This window comes from Rhizobium sp. 3T7 (assembly GCF_020166565.1).
In the GTDB taxonomy this organism is placed as follows: domain Bacteria; phylum Pseudomonadota; class Alphaproteobacteria; order Rhizobiales; family Rhizobiaceae; genus Rhizobium.
This window is the reverse complement of sequence record NZ_JAIQXS010000002.1, coordinates 322581-339750: the sequence shown is the minus strand read 5'-3', so window position 1 is coordinate 339750 and position 17170 is coordinate 322581. Positions and strand designations below refer to the sequence as shown.

The following is a 17170-nucleotide window of genomic DNA, read 5'->3' as shown; positions in this document are numbered from 1 at the left end:
GAATGACTTGCATTATCATTCCAATCAGACATACTGCTCCTACTGGTAAAAAGGGCGAGATTGCATGGACATCGTAAATACGAACACAAAGGCCGGCTGGCGACACGAGCGCGAAGAGGCATCGCTTTCCGATGTCTACCGCTCAATCCAGACGCAGAAACACGGGACGCGCTGGCGGCGCATCGCCGCGTTCCTCGGGCCCGGCTACATGGTGGCCGTCGGCTACATGGATCCCGGCAACTGGGCGACTTCGCTCGCCGGCGGTTCGAAGTTCGGCTATGCGCTGCTGACCGTTGCCCTCCTTTCCAATCTGATGGCGATCGTCCTGCAGTCACTGTGCGCCCGTCTTGCGATCGCGTCCGGCCGCGACCTTGCGCAGGCCTGCCGTGACGCCTACCCGAAGTACGTCTCCATTCCGCTCTGGGCGTTTGCCGAAATCGCCATCATCGCGACCGATATCGCGGAAGTGATCGGTACCGCCATCGGCCTCAATCTTCTTTTCGGAATTCCGCTTGAGCTCGGCGTGCTTATCACGTCGCTCGACGTGTTCCTCATCCTTTATCTGCAGAAGATCGGCTTCCGTTGGGTAGAAGCTTTCGTGATCGCCCTGCTCGCCATCATCGCCGTGTGCTTTGGCGTGCAGATCTTCCTTGCCGACCCGGAATGGGGTGCGGTGATCCGGGGCTTCTTCCCGACGACCGAGATCGTTTCCAATCCTGAGATGCTCTATCTCGCGCTCGGCATTCTCGGCGCCACCGTGATGCCGCACAATCTCTACCTGCACTCGGGCATCGTACAGACCCGCGCTTACGGCCACACGGTGCCGGAAAAGCGCCAGGCGCTGACCTACGCGACGATCGACTCGACCATAGCGCTCTGCTTTGCGCTGCTGATCAATGCATCGATCCTGATCCTTGCAGCCGCTGCCTTCCATGCGAACGGCAAGACGGACGTCGTGGAATTGGGCGAGGCATCTTCGTTGCTCGCACCGTTGCTTGGCCTGGCAATCGCTCCAACACTCTTCGGCATCGCACTCCTTTGCTGCGGCCTGAACTCGACGGTTACGGCAACGCTTGCCGGCCAGATCGTTATGGAAGGCTTCCTGAAGATCCGGCTACAACCGTGGGTTCGTCGCCTGATCACCCGTGCGATCGCCATTGTTCCGGCCGCCTTCGTCACGATCTGGTATGGCGACAAGGGTACGGCGGAACTGCTGATCCTGACCCAGGTCGTGCTCAGCCTTCAGCTGTCCTTCGCCGTCTTCCCGCTCGTGATGTTTACGGCGAGCAAGGCGAAGATGGGCGCGCTGGTCGCCCCGCGCTGGCTAAGCGCAATCGCCTACGTGATCGCAGCCCTGATTGCCGGTCTCAATGTCAAGCTGCTGTTCGACTTCGTCACCGGCTAGCGCCTGGCATAGGCCGCCCGGCCATTGTTGAGATCGTCAACGAAGGGGGAGAATTTATGCGTCCCCTCCTCGTGCATGATGAGTGGCGCGCGCAGCGAAAGCCGCGCGCGCGACCCTTTTATGGCCGTGACGAGGATACGCACGGCACTCTCGCCCTCGCGCGGATGGATCGCGGTGACTTCGATGCCGCCGAAACGGCGTCCGCAGGCATCGATGATTTCTGCAATCGATTCCGGCCGTGCGATCAGGGACAATTGCCCGCCGGGGATCATGATCGCCCCGGCCGTCCGCACCCAGCTTTCGAACAGTCCTTCCGTCATCGCGTGTGCCTCCGCCTTCAAGGCATCGGGTGTGCGGCGATCGCCCGCATCGTTGAACGGCGGGTTCATGATGACGTGATGAAAGCTCTCGTCGGGGAGACCGGCTTCGTTGCGCGCCTTCGCCCTTAGCGTGACATCCGCCTCGACGACGGAAACGCGGCCCGCCAGATAGGCATTTTGAGGCAGGAGGACGCTGCGGCGCGCATAGTCGGCCATCTCGCCGGAGCGCTCGAAGAGCACGACTTCGGCGGCCGGCAGCCGCGACGCGACGGCCAAGCCGGCGGCACCTGCGCCGGCACCGAGATCCGCGACCTTGATCGGACGGTCGTCGGCCACAAGCGCAGCCAGCAGCATTGCATCCATGCCCGAGCGATGCCCCCTGCCCTTCGGCTGCACCACATGGAACAGCCCCCGATGAAAGGCGTCGATCGTCTCGGCAACATCTCCCGTCATCTCAGGCTCACTTGGGAGCACGCAGTTCGTCGCCGAGCCCGGCATCCGCGAGGATCCGCCGTGCCCGATCCGCCTCCTCGTCATCGACAAGCAGCCGGCGCTGCAACATGCCCAGCGACCCTTCCAGAACGCTCATGCCTTGATCGGCGATGAAGCAGTGGATCCCCGCATCCTTCAGCAGGCTCTCCGCGTAGGAGAGCAACACGGGATCATTGGCGCGAATAAGTTCATGCATTTGCCGGAAAATCCCTTTCAAATTTGCGCGACGCGACAATTCACCCCTTGCCGCGCCAATCGCCCCTTTCTATTGTCCAACTCGATAATTTAACAGGAGTCCGGGTCGTTGGGCGTGGTCATACCGCTTGAAGAAAGCAAAAACAAACTGGCATCCGTCAAGCCGCTGGTCGATTTGACTAAAGCGGACATGCAACGGGTGAACCAGCTTATCCTCTCCAAGGCCGGTTCCGATGTCCAGATGATCCCGGAGGTGGCCAACCATCTCATCTCGTCCGGCGGCAAGCGTCTCCGTCCGATGCTGACTTTGGCGTCGGCCGCGCTGTTCGGCTACAAGGGCGAGAACCACATCAAGCTTGCGACATCAGTCGAGTTCATGCACACCGCGACGCTGCTGCATGACGATGTGGTTGACGAGAGCGACCTTCGCCGCGGAAAGTCCACCGCCCGCATGATCTGGGGCAACCAGGCGAGCGTGCTCGTCGGCGACTTCCTGCTCGGCCAGGCGTTCCGCATGATGGTCGATGTCGGCTCGCTCGATGCGCTCGATGTGCTCTCCTCGGCGGCTTGCGTGATCGCCGAAGGGGAAGTGCTGCAGCTCTCCGTCGCTAAGAACATGGAAACGACCGAGGACGACTACCTCGCAGTCATCCGTGCGAAGACCGCGGCGCTGTTTGCCGCCGCCGCGGAAGTCGGCCCGATCGTCGCCGATGCCGGCAAATCCGGCCGCAACGCGCTGAAGTCCTACGGCATGAATCTCGGCCTAGCCTTCCAGCTTGTCGACGACGCGCTGGACTATGGCGGCAAGGCAGCCGATCTCGGCAAGAATGTCGGCGACGACTTCCGCGAGGGCAAGATCACGCTTCCGGTCATCCTGGCCTACCGCCGCGGGACCGAGGAAGAACGCGCTTTCTGGCGGCAGGCCATCGAAGGCGGCGAGAGCAGCGACCAGCATCTCGAAAAGGCACTTGGCCTGATTGCCAAATACGGCACACTAAACGACACCATTGCCCGGGCGGTACACTACGGCACGATTGCACGCGATGCGCTCGCGCCGCTTCCCGAGACGGCATGGAAGTCGGCCCTGATGGAAGTCATCGACTTCTGCATTGAGCGCGTCAATTAAGCGACGGTCACTGATCGCGGGCTGAATTTATTGCAGGGCCGCTTCAAAAAAGCCATCCTGTTGTGAGTCAGTCATTTCAACTGATTTTGCAGTCGGACGAGGCCGGCTGCCCGACAAGAGAGGTTTTCTAATGCGGCAAAAACTTGCCTTCCGTCTTCTTTCGAGCGCAGCCATGGCAGCGGTCCTATCGCTGGCAGCGCTCGGCGGCGTGAATGCCGAAGAGACGGCCAAGAAGGACGATGCCGCCACGGTGATCTTCGATCCGGATAGCGTCACGAGCTTCTCCGGCGCATTTTTGGCCGCCCGGACGGCCGATGTCGATCACGACTACGAGACGGCGATTGAACTCTACAAGAAGGCGTTGCAGATCGAGCCGGGAAATCCGGAGATCCGCCAGCGACTGATGATCTCGCTACTTCTGAACGGCAACATCAAGGATGGCGTGAAATATGCCAACGACCTGAAGGGCGATCCGACGGTCGAGCGTATCACGACCATTGTGCGCAGCATGGACGCCATTCGCCGCGGCGAGTACAAGACAGCTGAATCACTTCTGAAATATACTGGCCCGAACGATCTCGACCGGATGATGAACGATCTGCTCGCTGCCTGGGCTCGCGTCGGCGCGGGGCGTGGCAAGGATGCTCTCGCCATGGTTCAGAAGATGAAGGGGCCGGATTGGGTCGGCATCTTCAAATCCTACAATGCCGGCGCGATCGCGATCGTGAACGGTGACGTAAGGGCGGCTCGCCAGAACCTCAACGACGCCGTGCTCGACAAGGACGGCGGCGCGACGGCTCCCGATACTTTCATGCGCGCCGTCATGGCTCTTGCTCGACTGGAAGCCTCGCAGGGCAACAAGCAGAAGGCACTCGATGCGATTTCCGTCGGCGACAACCTGCTGCCGAACTACGCGCCGCTGAACGCATTGCGCCAGAGCATCGAAAAGGGCGAGAAGCAGGAGCAGCAGATTCAGACCGCCAAACAGGGCGCTGCGGGCGTGCTGTTCTCCATCGGTGGTGCGCTGAACCGTGACGGCGCCGAGGATATCGTTTCGCTCTACCTGCAGACAGCCAAGACGCTTGATCCGGATAGCGCCGATACGCTCGTCATGCTCGGCGGCATTGCCGAGAAGCAGGAGCAGATGGACCGCGCGATTGCGCTCTACAAGCAGGTGCCCGAGACCTCGCCGATGCGCCGCATCTCCGAGCTGCAGCTCGGTCTTGCCCTTGCACAGGGCGGCAAGGTGGAAGAAGCGCGCAAGCACCTTCAAAGCTTGATCGCCTCCGATCCGAAGGACATTCGCAGCTACCTCGCCTATGGCAGCGTCCTGTCGGATGCGAAGGACTACGCCGCCATGGCGGACAACTACGACAAGGCCGTCGAAGTCCTCGGCCCGCTGCCGGGCAGGGGCGCATGGACAGTCTTTTTCCAGCGCGGCATTGCCTATGAGCGCCTGAAGAAATGGGACCAGGCCGAGCCGAATTTCCGCAAGGCGCTGGAACTCAACCCCGACCAGCCACAGGTTCTGAACTACCTCGGCTACTCCTGGATCGACATGAACCGGAACCTCGATGAGGGGCTGGGGATGATCAAGAAGGCGGTCGATCTGCGTCCGGACGATGGCTACATCATCGACTCGCTGGGCTGGGCTTATTTCCGGCTGAACCGCTTCGACGATGCGGTCGAGGAGTTGGAGAAGGCGGCGCAGATCAAGGCCGGCGATGCGACGATCAACGACCATCTGGGCGATGCCTATTGGCGTGTCGGCCGCAAGCTCGAAGCCGTCTACCAGTGGAACCGGGCGCTCGGTTCCGAGCCCGAGGCCTCCGAGATCCCGAAGATCAAGGAAAAGATCGCCAACGGCTTGCCGCAGGATACCGACAACTCCAAGGCCGCCGACAAGAAGCAGCCGGATCCGGCACCGGTCGAACCGAAGCCCACGGACAAGAAGTCCTGATAGGCGATGCCAGCAGCCATTATGCGCGATGACGTGACTGTCATCGAGGAGGCTCCGGCAAAAATCAATCTGGCCCTGCATGTGACGGGCCAGAGATCCGATGGCTACCGTCTCCTCGATATGCTGGTGACCTTCACCCGGCATGGCGACCGGCTGGAATTTACGTCGGCGGGCTCAGACGAGTTCGTGATCTCAGGACGCTTTGCCGAAGCGCTCGTCGACGACCGCGGCGACAATCTTGTCCTGAAGGCCCGGGACTTTCTCCGCGAGGCAGTTGCTCGCGAGAGTGGCTTTGCTCCCGCGGTTCGCATCCATCTCCAGAAGAACCTGCCGATTGCATCCGGAATCGGCGGCGGATCGGCCGATGCGGCAGCGACGCTTCGCGGTCTTATGCGGCTTTGGAACGTCTCACTTTCGAATGCGACCATCGAGGCGATCGCCGTCCGGCTCGGTGCCGACGTGCCCATGTGCCTGGCGAGCAGACCACTGATCGCGCGCGGCATTGGCGAAGAGATCACGCCTGTCGACGACATGCCGGCCTTTGCCATGGTGCTGGCAAACCCGTTGAAAGGCGTATCGACGCCCGAGGTTTTCCGGAAGCTGGCGATCAAGACCAAACCGGCACTCGACATGGCCCCGCGTTCCACCTGGGTCGAGATGATAGGCTCGATGCGCAATGACCTTGAGCCGGTCGCTCGGGACCTGCTGCCCGAAATTACCGAGATCTCGGCGATGCTCAAGAAGCAAGGCGCTTCGCTTGTTCGCATGTCTGGTTCGGGCGCGACCTGCTACGGCATCTTCGATACGCTTGCAGCGGCTGAAGACGCAGTCGCCGCGCTTCACAGCGAGCGACCGGACTGGTATTTCGAAACAACAGAAACGATCGCTGGAGGGCATGATGCCAGGGCTGGATGAAACGCGTTCTTTCATCCCTGTCGGCATTGCCGTGCTGACGGTCTCGGATACACGGACGCTCGCCGATGACCGTTCCGGCGATACGTTGGTTTCCAGGATCACGGAGGCGGGTCACCGGTTGGTCGACCGCGCGATCGTCCCCGACGACCGACAGGCAATCGCTTCGCGTGTGAAGGCCTGGACCGAGCGCGACGATATCGACGTCGTGATCACCACCGGCGGAACAGGCTTTACCGGCCGCGACGTTACGCCGGATGCGCTGGAACCGCTTTTCGAGAAGAAGATGGATGGCTTTTCGGAGGTGTTCCACCGTATCTCCTACGACAAGATCGGCACTTCGACGATTCAATCACGCGCCACGGCGGGAGTTGCCAACGCGACCTTTATCTTCGCGCTGCCCGGCTCGCCCGGCGCCTGCAAGGACGCCTGGGACGGCATACTGAAAGCCCAGCTCGACTACCGCCACATGCCCTGTAATTTCGTGGAGATCATGCCGCGCCTCGATGAGCATCTGAAGCGCGGCGGGGGCAAGTAACGAACTGCTTCGGCAGAAAAATGCAAACCTGCCGCTCTATGTCCCAATGCCCGGAAAAGTAGGCATCGTCTCCCAGCTATCACCCGACAGCAGGATGCAGCTTACGCCGCGAACATCCGTGATGAGCAGCGTCCACGTGCCGCTCTGCGCGGCATAGACCTCAAGCATGGCGTTCTGGTTGACCAATCCGACTGCCGTCAGTTTTTCGGCAAAGTTCTTGTCGAGGAAATTGACGACCTCGGATCGGCCTGCGCAACTGCGCATCATCTGCGATGCTGCCGAATGCGGATGCGCGATCATCGATGTCGTCAATATGACGGCCGAGAACAGGCCGCGGATCATATTGCGTTTCATGACGCACCTCCTTTTGCCGGAAACCGGCAGAAGAGGAGACTTCCGCTGACCTGTTCTGCCGTCTAACGGCATTCCATGGTCGACCGTCACGAAGCGAGGCGCTCGGGCGGCGCCATGCAGAAATTATAGCGCAAAATTGTATCGGGCGCCATCTTTTGCGGAGAAGTCGAAGGACCAGCACGCGTTTGCTATAGGGCGGCGCGCGCGACCCATGATGGAATCAGTTCGCTGGAAAGCTTGCGCAGCTTCTGCCCTTTCGCGAATTCGGAAAGGCGCATACCACTTCTTGCCGTGGCCAGCGCCTGCTTCTTGGGAAGGAGAAGTCCAAGCTCGAGCGGCGACGAGGCGCGGCCGATGCGCTGCAGGAAGGGCCGTCGATATCCCCGCGAGGCAGTGAAGCGCGCCGGCAACTGGTTTAGCGCCATGTACTCGGCAATCTCGTCGATCCAGCCCGTCTGTGGCCGCGCTCCCGGCTCGACGAAAAGCAGCCACTCGCCCCGCGCCGAGCGCACTATATCCTTGATATCCCATTGCGAATGAAACCGGCAGCCGGCGGCATCGGCCACCCTTGAGGTCCCATCCCTTGAGTCATGGTCAAGCACTACGACATCGCTGACGAGCCCCTCCACTGCGCCCGCAACCAACACCGATAACGTCTGCGCCAGTTCAGGTTCCTGATCCCGGCATTCGAGTACAACAGTCAACATTGCCTATTCATAGAGCGCCGCACAAAAATTTGCCAGCGGCACTTTCCTCATTTTGTTCTTGCATTGTTCTCATATTGCCGATAGGAACTTAATCATCAAAACGGATGGAAGCAACGCTTCCGCCAGCGGAGAATCCCGATGAACGAGCAGTCCCTTGCAGGGCAGGCCGCATTCGCGCCTGCCAATACGGCAGATATTGCCGATGCGATGATCGTATCTGCCGGCCTGCGGATCGAAGTCGACCGCCGCCGGGGCCGCGCAGCCGGACTCAATCCGAGCGGGCGCTTCGAGCCGTTGCGCCGTGAGACTTTCGACGACGGCTGGCAGAACCTTGAGGACCTGCCTCCGTTCAAGACCGAGGTTCAGATCGAAAAGCCCCGAACGGCCATCACCCGCAATGAATCGCCGGACATTCCCTTCGACCGCTCGATCAATCCCTATCGCGGCTGCGAGCATGGCTGCATCTACTGCTTCGCGCGGCCGACGCATGCCTATATGGGGCTTTCGGCCGGCCTCGACTTCGAAGCAAAGCTCTTTGCCAAGCCCGATGCTGCGAAGCTTCTGGAGCGCGAATTGGCGAAGCCCGGCTATAGGCCGCGCGTGATCGCGATCGGCACCAACACCGATCCCTACCAGCCAATCGAGAAGGAGTGGCGCATCATGCGGCAGATTCTCGAGGTGCTTGAGAAGGCGAACCATCCGGTTTCGATCGTAACCAAGTCGGCAATGATCATGCGCGACATCGACATTCTCTCGGCGATGGCGGAGAGGAACCTTGTGCGTGTTTCGCTGTCGGTCACGACGCTCGACCGAAAGCTGGCGCGAACGATGGAGCCGCGCGCCTCGACGCCGACGCGTCGGCTGGAGGCCATCCGCGCGCTCTCCGAGGCAGGTATACAGACATCGGTGATGGCTGCCCCGATGATTCCGGCGCTCAACGATCATGAACTGGAGCGCATTCTGGACTCGGCTCACGCCGCTGGCGCTGCGGAAGCGGGTTATGTGATCCTGCGCCTGCCGCTCGAAGTGTCACCGCTGTTTCGCGACTGGCTGCTGCAAAATTATCCCGACCGCTACCGCCACGTCATGTCGCTGGTTCGCTCGATGCGCGACGGCAAGGATTACGACGCCGAGTTCGGCAAGCGAATGAAAGGTGCTGGACCCTATGCCTGGCAGATTGCCCGCCGTTTTGAAATGGCAACGAAACGGCTCGGTATGACCCGACGCAGCATGCCACTACGGGACGACCTTTTCGTTCCGCCCGATGGCAGCGGCGTTCAACTCTCGCTGCTTTGATGTTTGAGTTCGCGGATGGTCGCCCTGCCCTTCCGCGCTCAAGTCCCCGGCCCGCCGCCCTGATCCGGGGACTTGCAGGAAATCGGGTTGGCGTGCGAGGTTCAGCCGCATGAAACGTCGCACGCCACCCGATTCTCCCATGCTTTTCGAAGATGTCCCTCTCGTGCCGGATTTCCGGCTGGAACTGAAGGCGCGCAAGGCCGGTCATTGGCCGGTCGCCGGCGCCGATGAGGCGGGGCGCGGCCCTCTCGCCGGCCCCGTCGTGGCGGCCGCTGTCATTCTCGATCCCAAACGCATTCCTGATGGGCTGAACGATTCGAAGCAGCTTTCAGCACAGAAGCGCGAGGAGCTCTTCGTGCAGATTCTCGCAACGGCGACGGTGTCTATCGCCTCCTCAAGCTCGACGCGCATCGACGAGACGGATATCCGCAAGGCCAGCCTAGACGCAATGCGCCGCGCCATCTGTGGCCTGTCGATTCCTGCAAGCTATGTCCTGACCGACGGGCTCGACATTCCACCCGGTCTTGCCTGCCCTGGGCAGGCGGTCGTCAAGGGTGACGCACGCTCCGTGTCCATCGCTGCCGCCTCGATCGTCGCCAAGGTGACGCGGGACCGAATGATGGCACGCGCCGACAGCACGTTCCCGGCCTACGGCTTTGCCGCGCATGCAGGCTATGGCACCGCGCAGCACCGGGCCGGCATCGAAAGACACGGCCCCTGCTCGCTGCATAGGATGACCTTCAGTCCGCTGAAAAAAGGCGGGTTTATCGACGGCGAATGACGTCAGGTCAGACGCGAGACGCCCGCTACGATCTGCTCCCTGTGGCGTTGGATATAGGCGATGTCCTTCCGGTAGAGCCGGTGATGCCCTTCCTCGATGTTGCGCTGATACTTCGCCGATCCCGTTGAAGCTTCGGTCTCCATGAAGGAAACGAGGGCTTCGAGCCGCGTGATGATGCCGTCGACTGCCGTAGCGCGAAGTTCGCTGTCCAGCCCATATTCTTCCAGAAAGACACGCGCCCTTTCGATCTGGCTCTCTATACCGGAGAGTTCATGTGCGACGATTGCCGAAGAGAGCGGCGCCCAGCGATAAATCGCATAAGCCAGATCCCATATCCGGGAACCGGGATGCGCAGTCTCGAAGTCGATCACGCCCGCGAGTTTGCCGTCTCTCAGGACGATATTGTAAGGCGCGAAATCGCCATGGCAGATCACATCTAGTGGCTCGCGTGGCGGCAGTTGCCATGTACGCTTCGCCCAGTTGACGGCGACCGGCGCGGTACAGTCGTGGTAGCGGCGCAGCCAGCCTGCCGCCGATAGAAGTGCTGGGGCGGATTGCATCTCGGCGTCCCGCTCAATGTCCGCAATCTTTCCCGGGAGAAAGGTGACACGCTCCCAATCCGCGTCGAGACCGGCCGGCTTCGGTGCGGTATCGAAACCGTGCGCCTGCAGATGCGCCAGAAGCGCCTGCACGCTCCCACTCCACGGGCGGGCGCAACGCCACACCAGGTCGCCACGGCGGAACGGCCCCTCACCGCTGCCTTCCTCCAACATTCAATTCCCCCGATGTGCTCCGGAGACGCACATGTGCGCACAAACAGAAAAGCCCCGCAATGCGGGGCCTTCCTTCCAGAAGCTTGTTGCTCACCTCAATTGAGGCGGCTCTTGACGTGGCTGACCGCGTCGCTGAAGAGCTCGGACTGAACCTTCGTGTCTGCCTTCTTCGCCAGGACGTTTTCGGCCGCAGCGATCGCCAGATCGACAGCAGCGGAACGAACCGCCTTCATCGCATCGGCTTCTGCCTGCTTGATCTTCTGTTCGGAAACCGCGGTGCGGTTCGCGACGAATTCTTCCGTCTTCTTCTTGGCGTCGGCGGTCAGCATTTCGGCTTCGCGCTCGGCTGCAGCAACGATGTGTGCAGCTTCGGCTTCGGCTTCCTTGCGCTTGCGCTGATACTCAGCCAGCAGATGCTGGGCCTCTTCGCGCAGGCGCTTAGCTTCCGAGAGCTCGTTGCGGATCTGATCGGCACGGTCGTCGAGCGACTTCGCCATCATGCCGGGAACCTTGAGGTAAACAACCAGCGCCAGGAATAGAACAAGGCCAACGAATGCGAAGAATGTTGCGTCGAGTGCAAATTCCATCGATCAAGCCCCCTTCTTGATGTCAGCGACCGCAGCGGCAACATCTGCCTTTGCCGAGGTGCCGATCAGCTGTTCCACGACAGCCGTTGCCGTTTCTTCCGCGATGGTACCGACGTCAGCGAATGCCTTCGCCTTGATGTCTGCGATGCGGCCTTCCGCAGCCTTGAGCTTTTCGGCCAGGCCTGCTTCAACGGCCTTGCGGTCGGCTTCCGCCTTCAGCTTGGCAGCGTCGCGAGCGGCAGTGCCGATCGAGTTCGACTTGGCGCGAGCGGCAGCCAATTCGGCTTCATAAGCGGCAACGTCGGCGTCGGCTTCCGCCTTCAGGCGGCTTGCCTCATCGAGGTCCTGCGAGATGCGATTGTGGCGCTGCTCGAGGATACCGCCGATGCGCGGCGTGATGACCTTTTGCATGAGCACGTAAAAGACGACGAACGTAATCGCCAGCCAAAGCAGCTGCGAGGCGTAAGTCGTCGAATCGAAAGGCGGGAATACGCCGCCACTATGATGCTCGGCTGGTACGCCGGTCTCGGTGTGGACATCGCCTGCTGCCGGGGCGGCATGCGTGTCTGTACCGGTTGCTGCACCAGTTTCTGCGGTTCCCGCCGGGGCCTCTTCGGCGTAAGCCGGGGTCACAAAAAACATGCTCACCTCCAGGTGTACTGCAAATGCAAAGGATCACGGCATGCGGACTGCAGGCCGTGATCCTTCAATGCGCCTGTATTAAACGGCGAAGAGCAGGAGGAGAGCGACGAGCAGCGAGAAGATGCCCAGAGCTTCCGTAACGGCGAAGCCGAAAACCAGACGGCCGAACTGGCTGTCAGCAGCAGACGGGTTGCGCAGAGCGCCGGACAGGTAGCTGCCGAAGATGTTGCCGAGGCCGAGAGCCGTACCGGCCATACCAAAGCAAGCCAGACCTGCACCGATGAACTTTGCTGCTTCCGCTTCCATGTTGAACTCCTTTGAAATGGTTGTGTTGCGGCGAATTGACTGACGCCCGAGGGACGTCAATGTCGGTATCCCTTAGTGGCCACCCGGATGGATCGCGTCGTTGAGGTACATGCAAGTCAGCACCGCAAAGACGTAAGCCTGGAGGAAGGCGACGAGGAACTCGAGACCGGTCAGGGCGACCGTCATGATCAGAGGAAGAACGGCGCCACCGATGCCGACCGCACCCAGCGCTCCGAGCGAGGCGACGAAGCCTGCGAACACTTTCAGGGTGATGTGACCAGCCAGCATGTTGGCGAAAAGACGAACGGAGAGCGAAATTGGGCGGGACAGGAAGGAAATGATTTCGATCGACACAACGAGCGGCAGAAGAATGCCAGGAACCCCCGACGGGACAAAGACATTCAGGAAATGGAAACCATGCTTGTAGAAGCCGTAGACGAGAACCGTACCGATAACGAGCAATGCCAGCGCGAAGGTGACGATGATCTGGCTGGTGACCGTAAAGAAGTAAGGGAACATGCCGAGCAGGTTCGCCGTCAACACGAACATGAAGAGCGAGAAGACCAACGGGAAGAACTTCATCCCCTTGGATCCGGCACCTTCCTTCAGCATGTTGGCGATAAACTCGTAGGACATCTCCGCAACCGACTGGGAGCGGCCCGGCACGATCGCCCGATTCGACGTCGAAAAATAGAGGAAGCCAGCTGCAACGGCAGCGGAAGCCGCCATGAAGAGCGATGCATTCGTAAACGAGAAATCAATTCCGCCGACTTCGATCGGCACAATCTTCTGGATCAGGAACTGATGGGTCGGATCGTTAGACACCGCTTGTTCTCTCTATCTTTAGCCCGCGCGAGACGGGATTATTGCACTGGATCGAACGCTGGAGCGCTCTGCCCTATTTTCCACCATTCTGGCGCTCGGCGGGATCAGGCCTTGCAACCTTCCCCGCGGCACGCAGAACGTTCAACACGCCGGCACAAAATCCAAGAAGAAGAAGAACAATCAATCCCCAAGGCGCTGTGCCGACAAAACGGTCAAGGAGATAGCCAAGAATGGCGCCGACGACGATTGCGGAGATGAACTCGCTCGAAAGCTTCATCGCCTCGGCATAGCCTTTACGGCTCGCTTCGGCGCTGGCTTCGATAGCCTCTTCCTTCCCCGCCTCTACGCGCTTGGTTGCGAGCTTCGCTTCCAGTTGCGCACGACGCTTCTCAAGACTTTCCTCGCGGTCATCCGCCATCGCGTTCTCCTCCTCCAGCCGCTGTCCGCGATCCCGCTACCCCGGTTTTCCGGACAACGACCTCAAGGTTTGAGAACCTTTCGGCCCGTTCTGAAGTCGCGCGCAACATAGTTTTAGCAAAAAGCATAGTCAAGGCGTGAGCGGCCGATGTCCAGCCATAAAATAGGCATTAGAAAACATATGCTTAGACCGATCTTGGCGCACTTGGCCAAAATCGACCGAAAGAATCCGCTTTTGTGTGTGGCGATGAGACGCGAAATCGTGCCAGGATCCGCTTTTCCGTTAGCTCCAGCCGCCGCCATAGGTGCGATAGAAGACGTGCAGGCCGATGCGGCCTACCTTCTCCATGGTCTTCGCCCATTTCGGACGAACGTAGACTGCATGATAATGCGTGGCGGAGCCAACCTGCGGGAGCCAGATCTTGCCGGCGGTAACCGCCATCGCAACTTCGCGGGCGATTCTCCAGTGATACTGTGAGTTCACCCGATCCTTGACGTTGTCGCAGGCAAAGGAGAACTGGCATCGGTTGCGCCAGTCCTCGTTCTGATAGACGACGCCGCAGATCGTCTTCGGGTAAGCCGGATTGCGGACGCGATTGAGAATGACCTGGGCAACGGCGGCCTGCCCCTTCACCGTTTCGCCACGCGCTTCGAAATAGATGCCCGATGCCAGGCACTGCTGCTCTGCGGCCGAGAATACCGATGGCGCCAAGATGCTTGCAGCCCAGGCGTGGTCACGCGGACCAATCTGCGGCACGAAGCGGCCGTCGTCGGCCTTGTCGGTCAGAATCGAATCGAACGGCGACTGACGGGAATAATCAGGCGCGGCCGGTGCATAGGCCGTCGCCAGCACGTCGGCCTTTGCGTTGGTCACGAGGCCAGCCAGTATGGGCGAGACGCCGCGATCCGGCTTGGGCGGCTCCTTCTTATAGAAATTCGAGGCGATCTGGATTTCCTTGCCCTTGATCTTCGGCTTCACGAAAGCCGACTTATCCTTGAGGTCGAACGTGGGCTGAAAGAGCAAGCGCGTTCTGTGGAGGATAGACCCGGCGGAGAAATCCTTTGGCGGCTGCACCTTTTCGACGGTAACGACGCGGCCCTTCTTAGATGGACGATTGACGCGGTCTTCGTCCGGCGTCGCCTCATGTCCCTTGTCCTTCGCCATGAAGGCGACCTTGCGGCCGTCGGGCAGAACCATGCCTGCGCCGGCGGCGATCGTGCCTGTCACGACAGGATCGGCAAAGGTCAGTTCCGCCTGATGGATCGACCCTGCCGGCGAATTGGTCAAAACCATGCGCCAGTTTTCCCGCCCCTGGTCGAGGCCGGCAAGCAGAGCAGCGAGGTCAGCATGGGACGCCATCGTCGGCGACATCAGCCACCCGCAAACGCCGAAGAGCGTGGGTGAACTCCAGTTTTGAAGCAAGAGGCGCAGCTTGCCACGGGAACGGCTATTTCGACGCAACGCGAGACTCCGGCATGAGACGCATGAACATGCCGTTGAAAATGTCTCATTAACCTTGATGCTTGGTTAATGCGGACACCTTCCGGAGACGAAAGCATTAGCGGCAGGAAAAATAAAAGCCCGGCAGATTGCCGGGCTTTTAAAGGGCACTTGTTCGGCTAGATAATGACGTGCGAGCCGAGTTCCACCACGCGGTTTGCCGGCAGGCGGAAGTAGTCCGACGGATTTGCTGCGGCATTGGCGAGCGCGATGTAAAGGCGATCCTGCCAATAGGGCATGCCGGACTTCGCATCGGGAACCAGCTTGCGGCGGCCGAGGTAGAAGGAGGTCGACATGATGTCGAACTTCAGGCCCGTCTTGCGCAGCGTCGCCAAGGCTTGAGAGACATTCTGCGATTCCATGAAGCCGAACAGCAATTCGACGCGTGAGAAGCGCTCAGAAATCTGCTCCACCTTATAGCGATCGGCGCTCGAAACACGCGGCTTGTTGATCGTGCGGATCGTTAGAATCACGTTCTTGTCATGCAAAACGTGGTTGTGCTTCAGATTGTGCAGCAACGCGGCGGGCGCCGATTCCGGATCGCTGGTCAGGAAGATCGCGGTGCCGGGCACCTGGGCGGGGGAATGGTCGCTCTTGCGTTCGATCGAACTGACGAAGGATGCCATCGGGATATCGGTATGGCGCGTCTTCTCCATTAGTAGAGCCGAGCCGCGTCGCCAGGTCCACATGATGACGGTGAACACCGTGGCAATCATGATCGGAATGTAGCCACCGTCGTGGATCTTCAGCAGGTTCGCGCCAAGGAAGATGAGTTCAAGACCGACGAGCGGCGCCAACGCGAGCGTTGCGACCAGGATAGACCAGTTCCAGCGAACGCGCACGAACTCGAAGGCCATGATCGAAGTGACGACCATCGCGCCGGTGACCGAGATCCCGTAGGCCGTTGCCAGCGCATCCGACGTCTTGAAGCTGATGACGAGGAAAATGACGCCGAAGAAGAGCACGGCGTTGACGGACGGTACGAAGATCTGTCCCGTATTCGTCTCCGACGTGAACAGGATTTCCATGCGCGGCAGGAAGCCGAGGTTGATGCCCTGACGGACGAGCGAGAAGGCACCGGTGATGACGGCCTGGCTGGCAATGATCGTCGCAGCGGTCGCGAGGATGACGACCGGCAGCAGTGCCCATTGCGGATACATCAGGTAGAAAGGATCAGACATCGCCATCGGATTGCCGAGCACGAGAGCGCCCTGCCCCAGATAGTTCAGCGTCAATGCCGGGAAAACCAGCGCGAACCACGCCCACTGAATCGGACGACGACCGAAGTGCCCAAGATCGGCATAAAGCGCTTCCGCGCCTGTCACCGTCAGGAAGACTGCACCAAGCACCACGACGCCGTAAAATCCCTCATGCAGCAGGAAGCTTATCGCATAGTAGGGATTGAAGGCAGCAAGAATGCCGAAGTCATCGGAAATGTGCGAAATGCCGGCGGCGGCCATCACGATGAACCAGAGCGCCGTGATCGGTCCGAAAAAGCGGGCGACGGCGCCGGTCCCGCGAGACTGGACAGCAAACAGCAGCGCCAGAATGAAGACCGAGATCGGCACGATATAGCTCGTCATGCTTGGCGCCACGAGCTTCAGACCTTCGACGGCCGACAGAACCGACAGAGCCGGTGTGATCATCGCATCACCGAGGAATAATGCCGCACCGACAAGGCCAAGCAGCATCAACAGCGCTGTATGCCCGTTGGCGGTCTTCATCAGCAACGCCAGCAGGGAGAGCGTACCGCCTTCGCCTTCGTTGTCAGCGCGCAGCAGGAAGAGCACGTACTTGATGGTGACGATAATGGTCAGAGCCCAGATCATCAGCGAAATGAGGCTGATCACCTCGAAACGCGTGAGGCCGTCGATCGCGACGGGCTTCAATGCTTCGCGGAACGCGTACAGCGGGCTGGTACCGATATCGCCATAAACGACGCCGACGGAGCCCAGCGCAAGATAGAACAGCTTGCGCGGCTTCATTTTTCGTTCGTGTGAATGGCTGCCTTCGTGCATGAAATGAAAACAGGC

The 17170-nt window shown here is 60.3% G+C and carries 19 protein-coding genes; 7 read left to right on the top strand and 12 right to left on the bottom strand.

Annotated elements, in window-relative coordinates:
• Nucleotides 1-64: 64 nt before the first annotated feature.
• A complete protein-coding gene (locus K9B32_RS04445; protein ID WP_224560722.1) occupies nucleotides 65-1405 on the top strand; it encodes an Nramp family divalent metal transporter in 1341 nt (446 codons plus the stop codon).
• On the opposite strand, the gene K9B32_RS04440 is transcribed toward K9B32_RS04445, so the two are convergent.
• Nucleotides 1402-2178 carry a tRNA1(Val) (adenine(37)-N6)-methyltransferase gene (locus K9B32_RS04440; RefSeq protein ID WP_224560721.1) on the bottom strand — a complete coding sequence of 259 codons (777 nt, stop codon included), beginning with the start codon at nucleotides 2176-2178 and terminating at the stop codon, nucleotides 1402-1404. The two genes, K9B32_RS04445 and K9B32_RS04440, sit on opposite strands and share 4 nt — an antisense overlap.
• Before the next feature lie 7 nt (nucleotides 2179-2185).
• Nucleotides 2186-2413 (bottom strand): DUF2007 domain-containing protein, encoded by a 228-nt coding sequence (locus K9B32_RS04435; protein ID WP_224560720.1) that lies wholly within the window; start codon nucleotides 2411-2413, stop codon nucleotides 2186-2188.
• A gap of 108 nt (nucleotides 2414-2521) precedes the next feature.
• Between K9B32_RS04435 and K9B32_RS04430 the strand changes: the two genes are divergently transcribed.
• The 4 genes from K9B32_RS04430 to moaB all read left to right on the top strand — a co-directional run bounded on the left by K9B32_RS04430 (nucleotide 2522) and on the right by moaB (nucleotide 6948).
• Nucleotides 2522-3538: a polyprenyl synthetase family protein gene (locus K9B32_RS04430; RefSeq protein ID WP_224560719.1), complete on the top strand. Its 1017-nt coding sequence runs from the start codon at nucleotides 2522-2524 to the stop codon at nucleotides 3536-3538.
• A 130-nt stretch (nucleotides 3539-3668) separates the two neighbouring features.
• Nucleotides 3669-5498, top strand: a complete 1830-nt coding sequence (locus K9B32_RS04425) for a tetratricopeptide repeat protein (protein ID WP_224560718.1) — start codon at nucleotides 3669-3671, stop codon at nucleotides 5496-5498.
• Between the two features lie 6 nt (nucleotides 5499-5504).
• On the top strand, nucleotides 5505-6413 hold the full coding sequence (locus K9B32_RS04420) for a 4-(cytidine 5'-diphospho)-2-C-methyl-D-erythritol kinase (RefSeq protein ID WP_224560717.1): 909 nt from the start codon (nucleotides 5505-5507) through the stop codon (nucleotides 6411-6413).
• Complete coding sequence (moaB, locus tag K9B32_RS04415) at nucleotides 6397-6948, top strand: molybdenum cofactor biosynthesis protein B (RefSeq protein ID WP_224560716.1); 552 nt, start codon at nucleotides 6397-6399, stop codon at nucleotides 6946-6948. The genes K9B32_RS04420 and moaB overlap by 17 nt, the downstream gene beginning before the upstream one ends.
• A 36-nt stretch (nucleotides 6949-6984) precedes the next feature.
• On the opposite strand, the gene K9B32_RS04410 is transcribed toward moaB, so the two are convergent.
• A complete protein-coding gene (locus K9B32_RS04410; protein ID WP_224560715.1) occupies nucleotides 6985-7302 on the bottom strand; it encodes a hypothetical protein in 318 nt (105 codons plus the stop codon).
• 188 nt (nucleotides 7303-7490) lie between these two features.
• Nucleotides 7491-8009, bottom strand: a complete 519-nt coding sequence (locus tag K9B32_RS04405; protein WP_224560714.1) for a glycosyl transferase — start codon at nucleotides 8007-8009, stop codon at nucleotides 7491-7493.
• A 138-nt stretch (nucleotides 8010-8147) separates the two neighbouring features.
• On the opposite strand from K9B32_RS04405, the gene K9B32_RS04400 reads away from it, so the two are divergent.
• Nucleotides 8148-9305, top strand: coding sequence for a PA0069 family radical SAM protein (locus K9B32_RS04400; protein ID WP_224560713.1), 1158 nt, complete (start codon nucleotides 8148-8150; stop codon nucleotides 9303-9305).
• Between the two features lie 109 nt (nucleotides 9306-9414).
• Complete coding sequence (locus K9B32_RS04395; RefSeq protein WP_224560712.1) at nucleotides 9415-10086, top strand: ribonuclease HII; 672 nt, start codon at nucleotides 9415-9417, stop codon at nucleotides 10084-10086.
• A 2-nt stretch (nucleotides 10087-10088) separates the two neighbouring features.
• Here the strand turns inward: K9B32_RS04395 and K9B32_RS04390 are convergent, their stop codons facing one another.
• The 8 genes from K9B32_RS04390 to K9B32_RS04355 form a co-directional block, all read right to left on the bottom strand.
• Nucleotides 10089-10859 carry a phosphotransferase gene (locus tag K9B32_RS04390; protein ID WP_224560711.1) on the bottom strand — a complete coding sequence of 257 codons (771 nt, stop codon included), beginning with the start codon at nucleotides 10857-10859 and terminating at the stop codon, nucleotides 10089-10091.
• A gap of 95 nt (nucleotides 10860-10954) precedes the next feature.
• A complete protein-coding gene (locus tag K9B32_RS04385; RefSeq protein ID WP_224560710.1) occupies nucleotides 10955-11446 on the bottom strand; it encodes a F0F1 ATP synthase subunit B in 492 nt (163 codons plus the stop codon).
• 3 nt (nucleotides 11447-11449) lie between these two features.
• Nucleotides 11450-12088, bottom strand: coding sequence for a F0F1 ATP synthase subunit B (locus K9B32_RS04380; RefSeq protein ID WP_224560709.1), 639 nt, complete (start codon nucleotides 12086-12088; stop codon nucleotides 11450-11452).
• 78 nt (nucleotides 12089-12166) lie between these two features.
• Complete coding sequence (locus tag K9B32_RS04375; protein WP_003588243.1) at nucleotides 12167-12394, bottom strand: F0F1 ATP synthase subunit C; 228 nt, start codon at nucleotides 12392-12394, stop codon at nucleotides 12167-12169.
• A gap of 72 nt (nucleotides 12395-12466) precedes the next feature.
• Nucleotides 12467-13219 carry a F0F1 ATP synthase subunit A gene (locus K9B32_RS04370; protein WP_132588428.1) on the bottom strand — a complete coding sequence of 251 codons (753 nt, stop codon included), beginning with the start codon at nucleotides 13217-13219 and terminating at the stop codon, nucleotides 12467-12469.
• A 73-nt stretch (nucleotides 13220-13292) separates the two neighbouring features.
• On the bottom strand, nucleotides 13293-13637 hold the full coding sequence (locus K9B32_RS04365; protein WP_224560708.1) for an AtpZ/AtpI family protein: 345 nt from the start codon (nucleotides 13635-13637) through the stop codon (nucleotides 13293-13295).
• Between the two features lie 282 nt (nucleotides 13638-13919).
• Nucleotides 13920-15098 carry a cell wall hydrolase gene (locus K9B32_RS04360; RefSeq protein WP_224560707.1) on the bottom strand — a complete coding sequence of 393 codons (1179 nt, stop codon included), beginning with the start codon at nucleotides 15096-15098 and terminating at the stop codon, nucleotides 13920-13922.
• A 158-nt stretch (nucleotides 15099-15256) separates the two neighbouring features.
• Complete coding sequence (locus tag K9B32_RS04355) at nucleotides 15257-17155, bottom strand: potassium transporter Kup (RefSeq protein ID WP_224560706.1); 1899 nt, start codon at nucleotides 17153-17155, stop codon at nucleotides 15257-15259.
• Nucleotides 17156-17170: the final 15 nt, after the last annotated feature.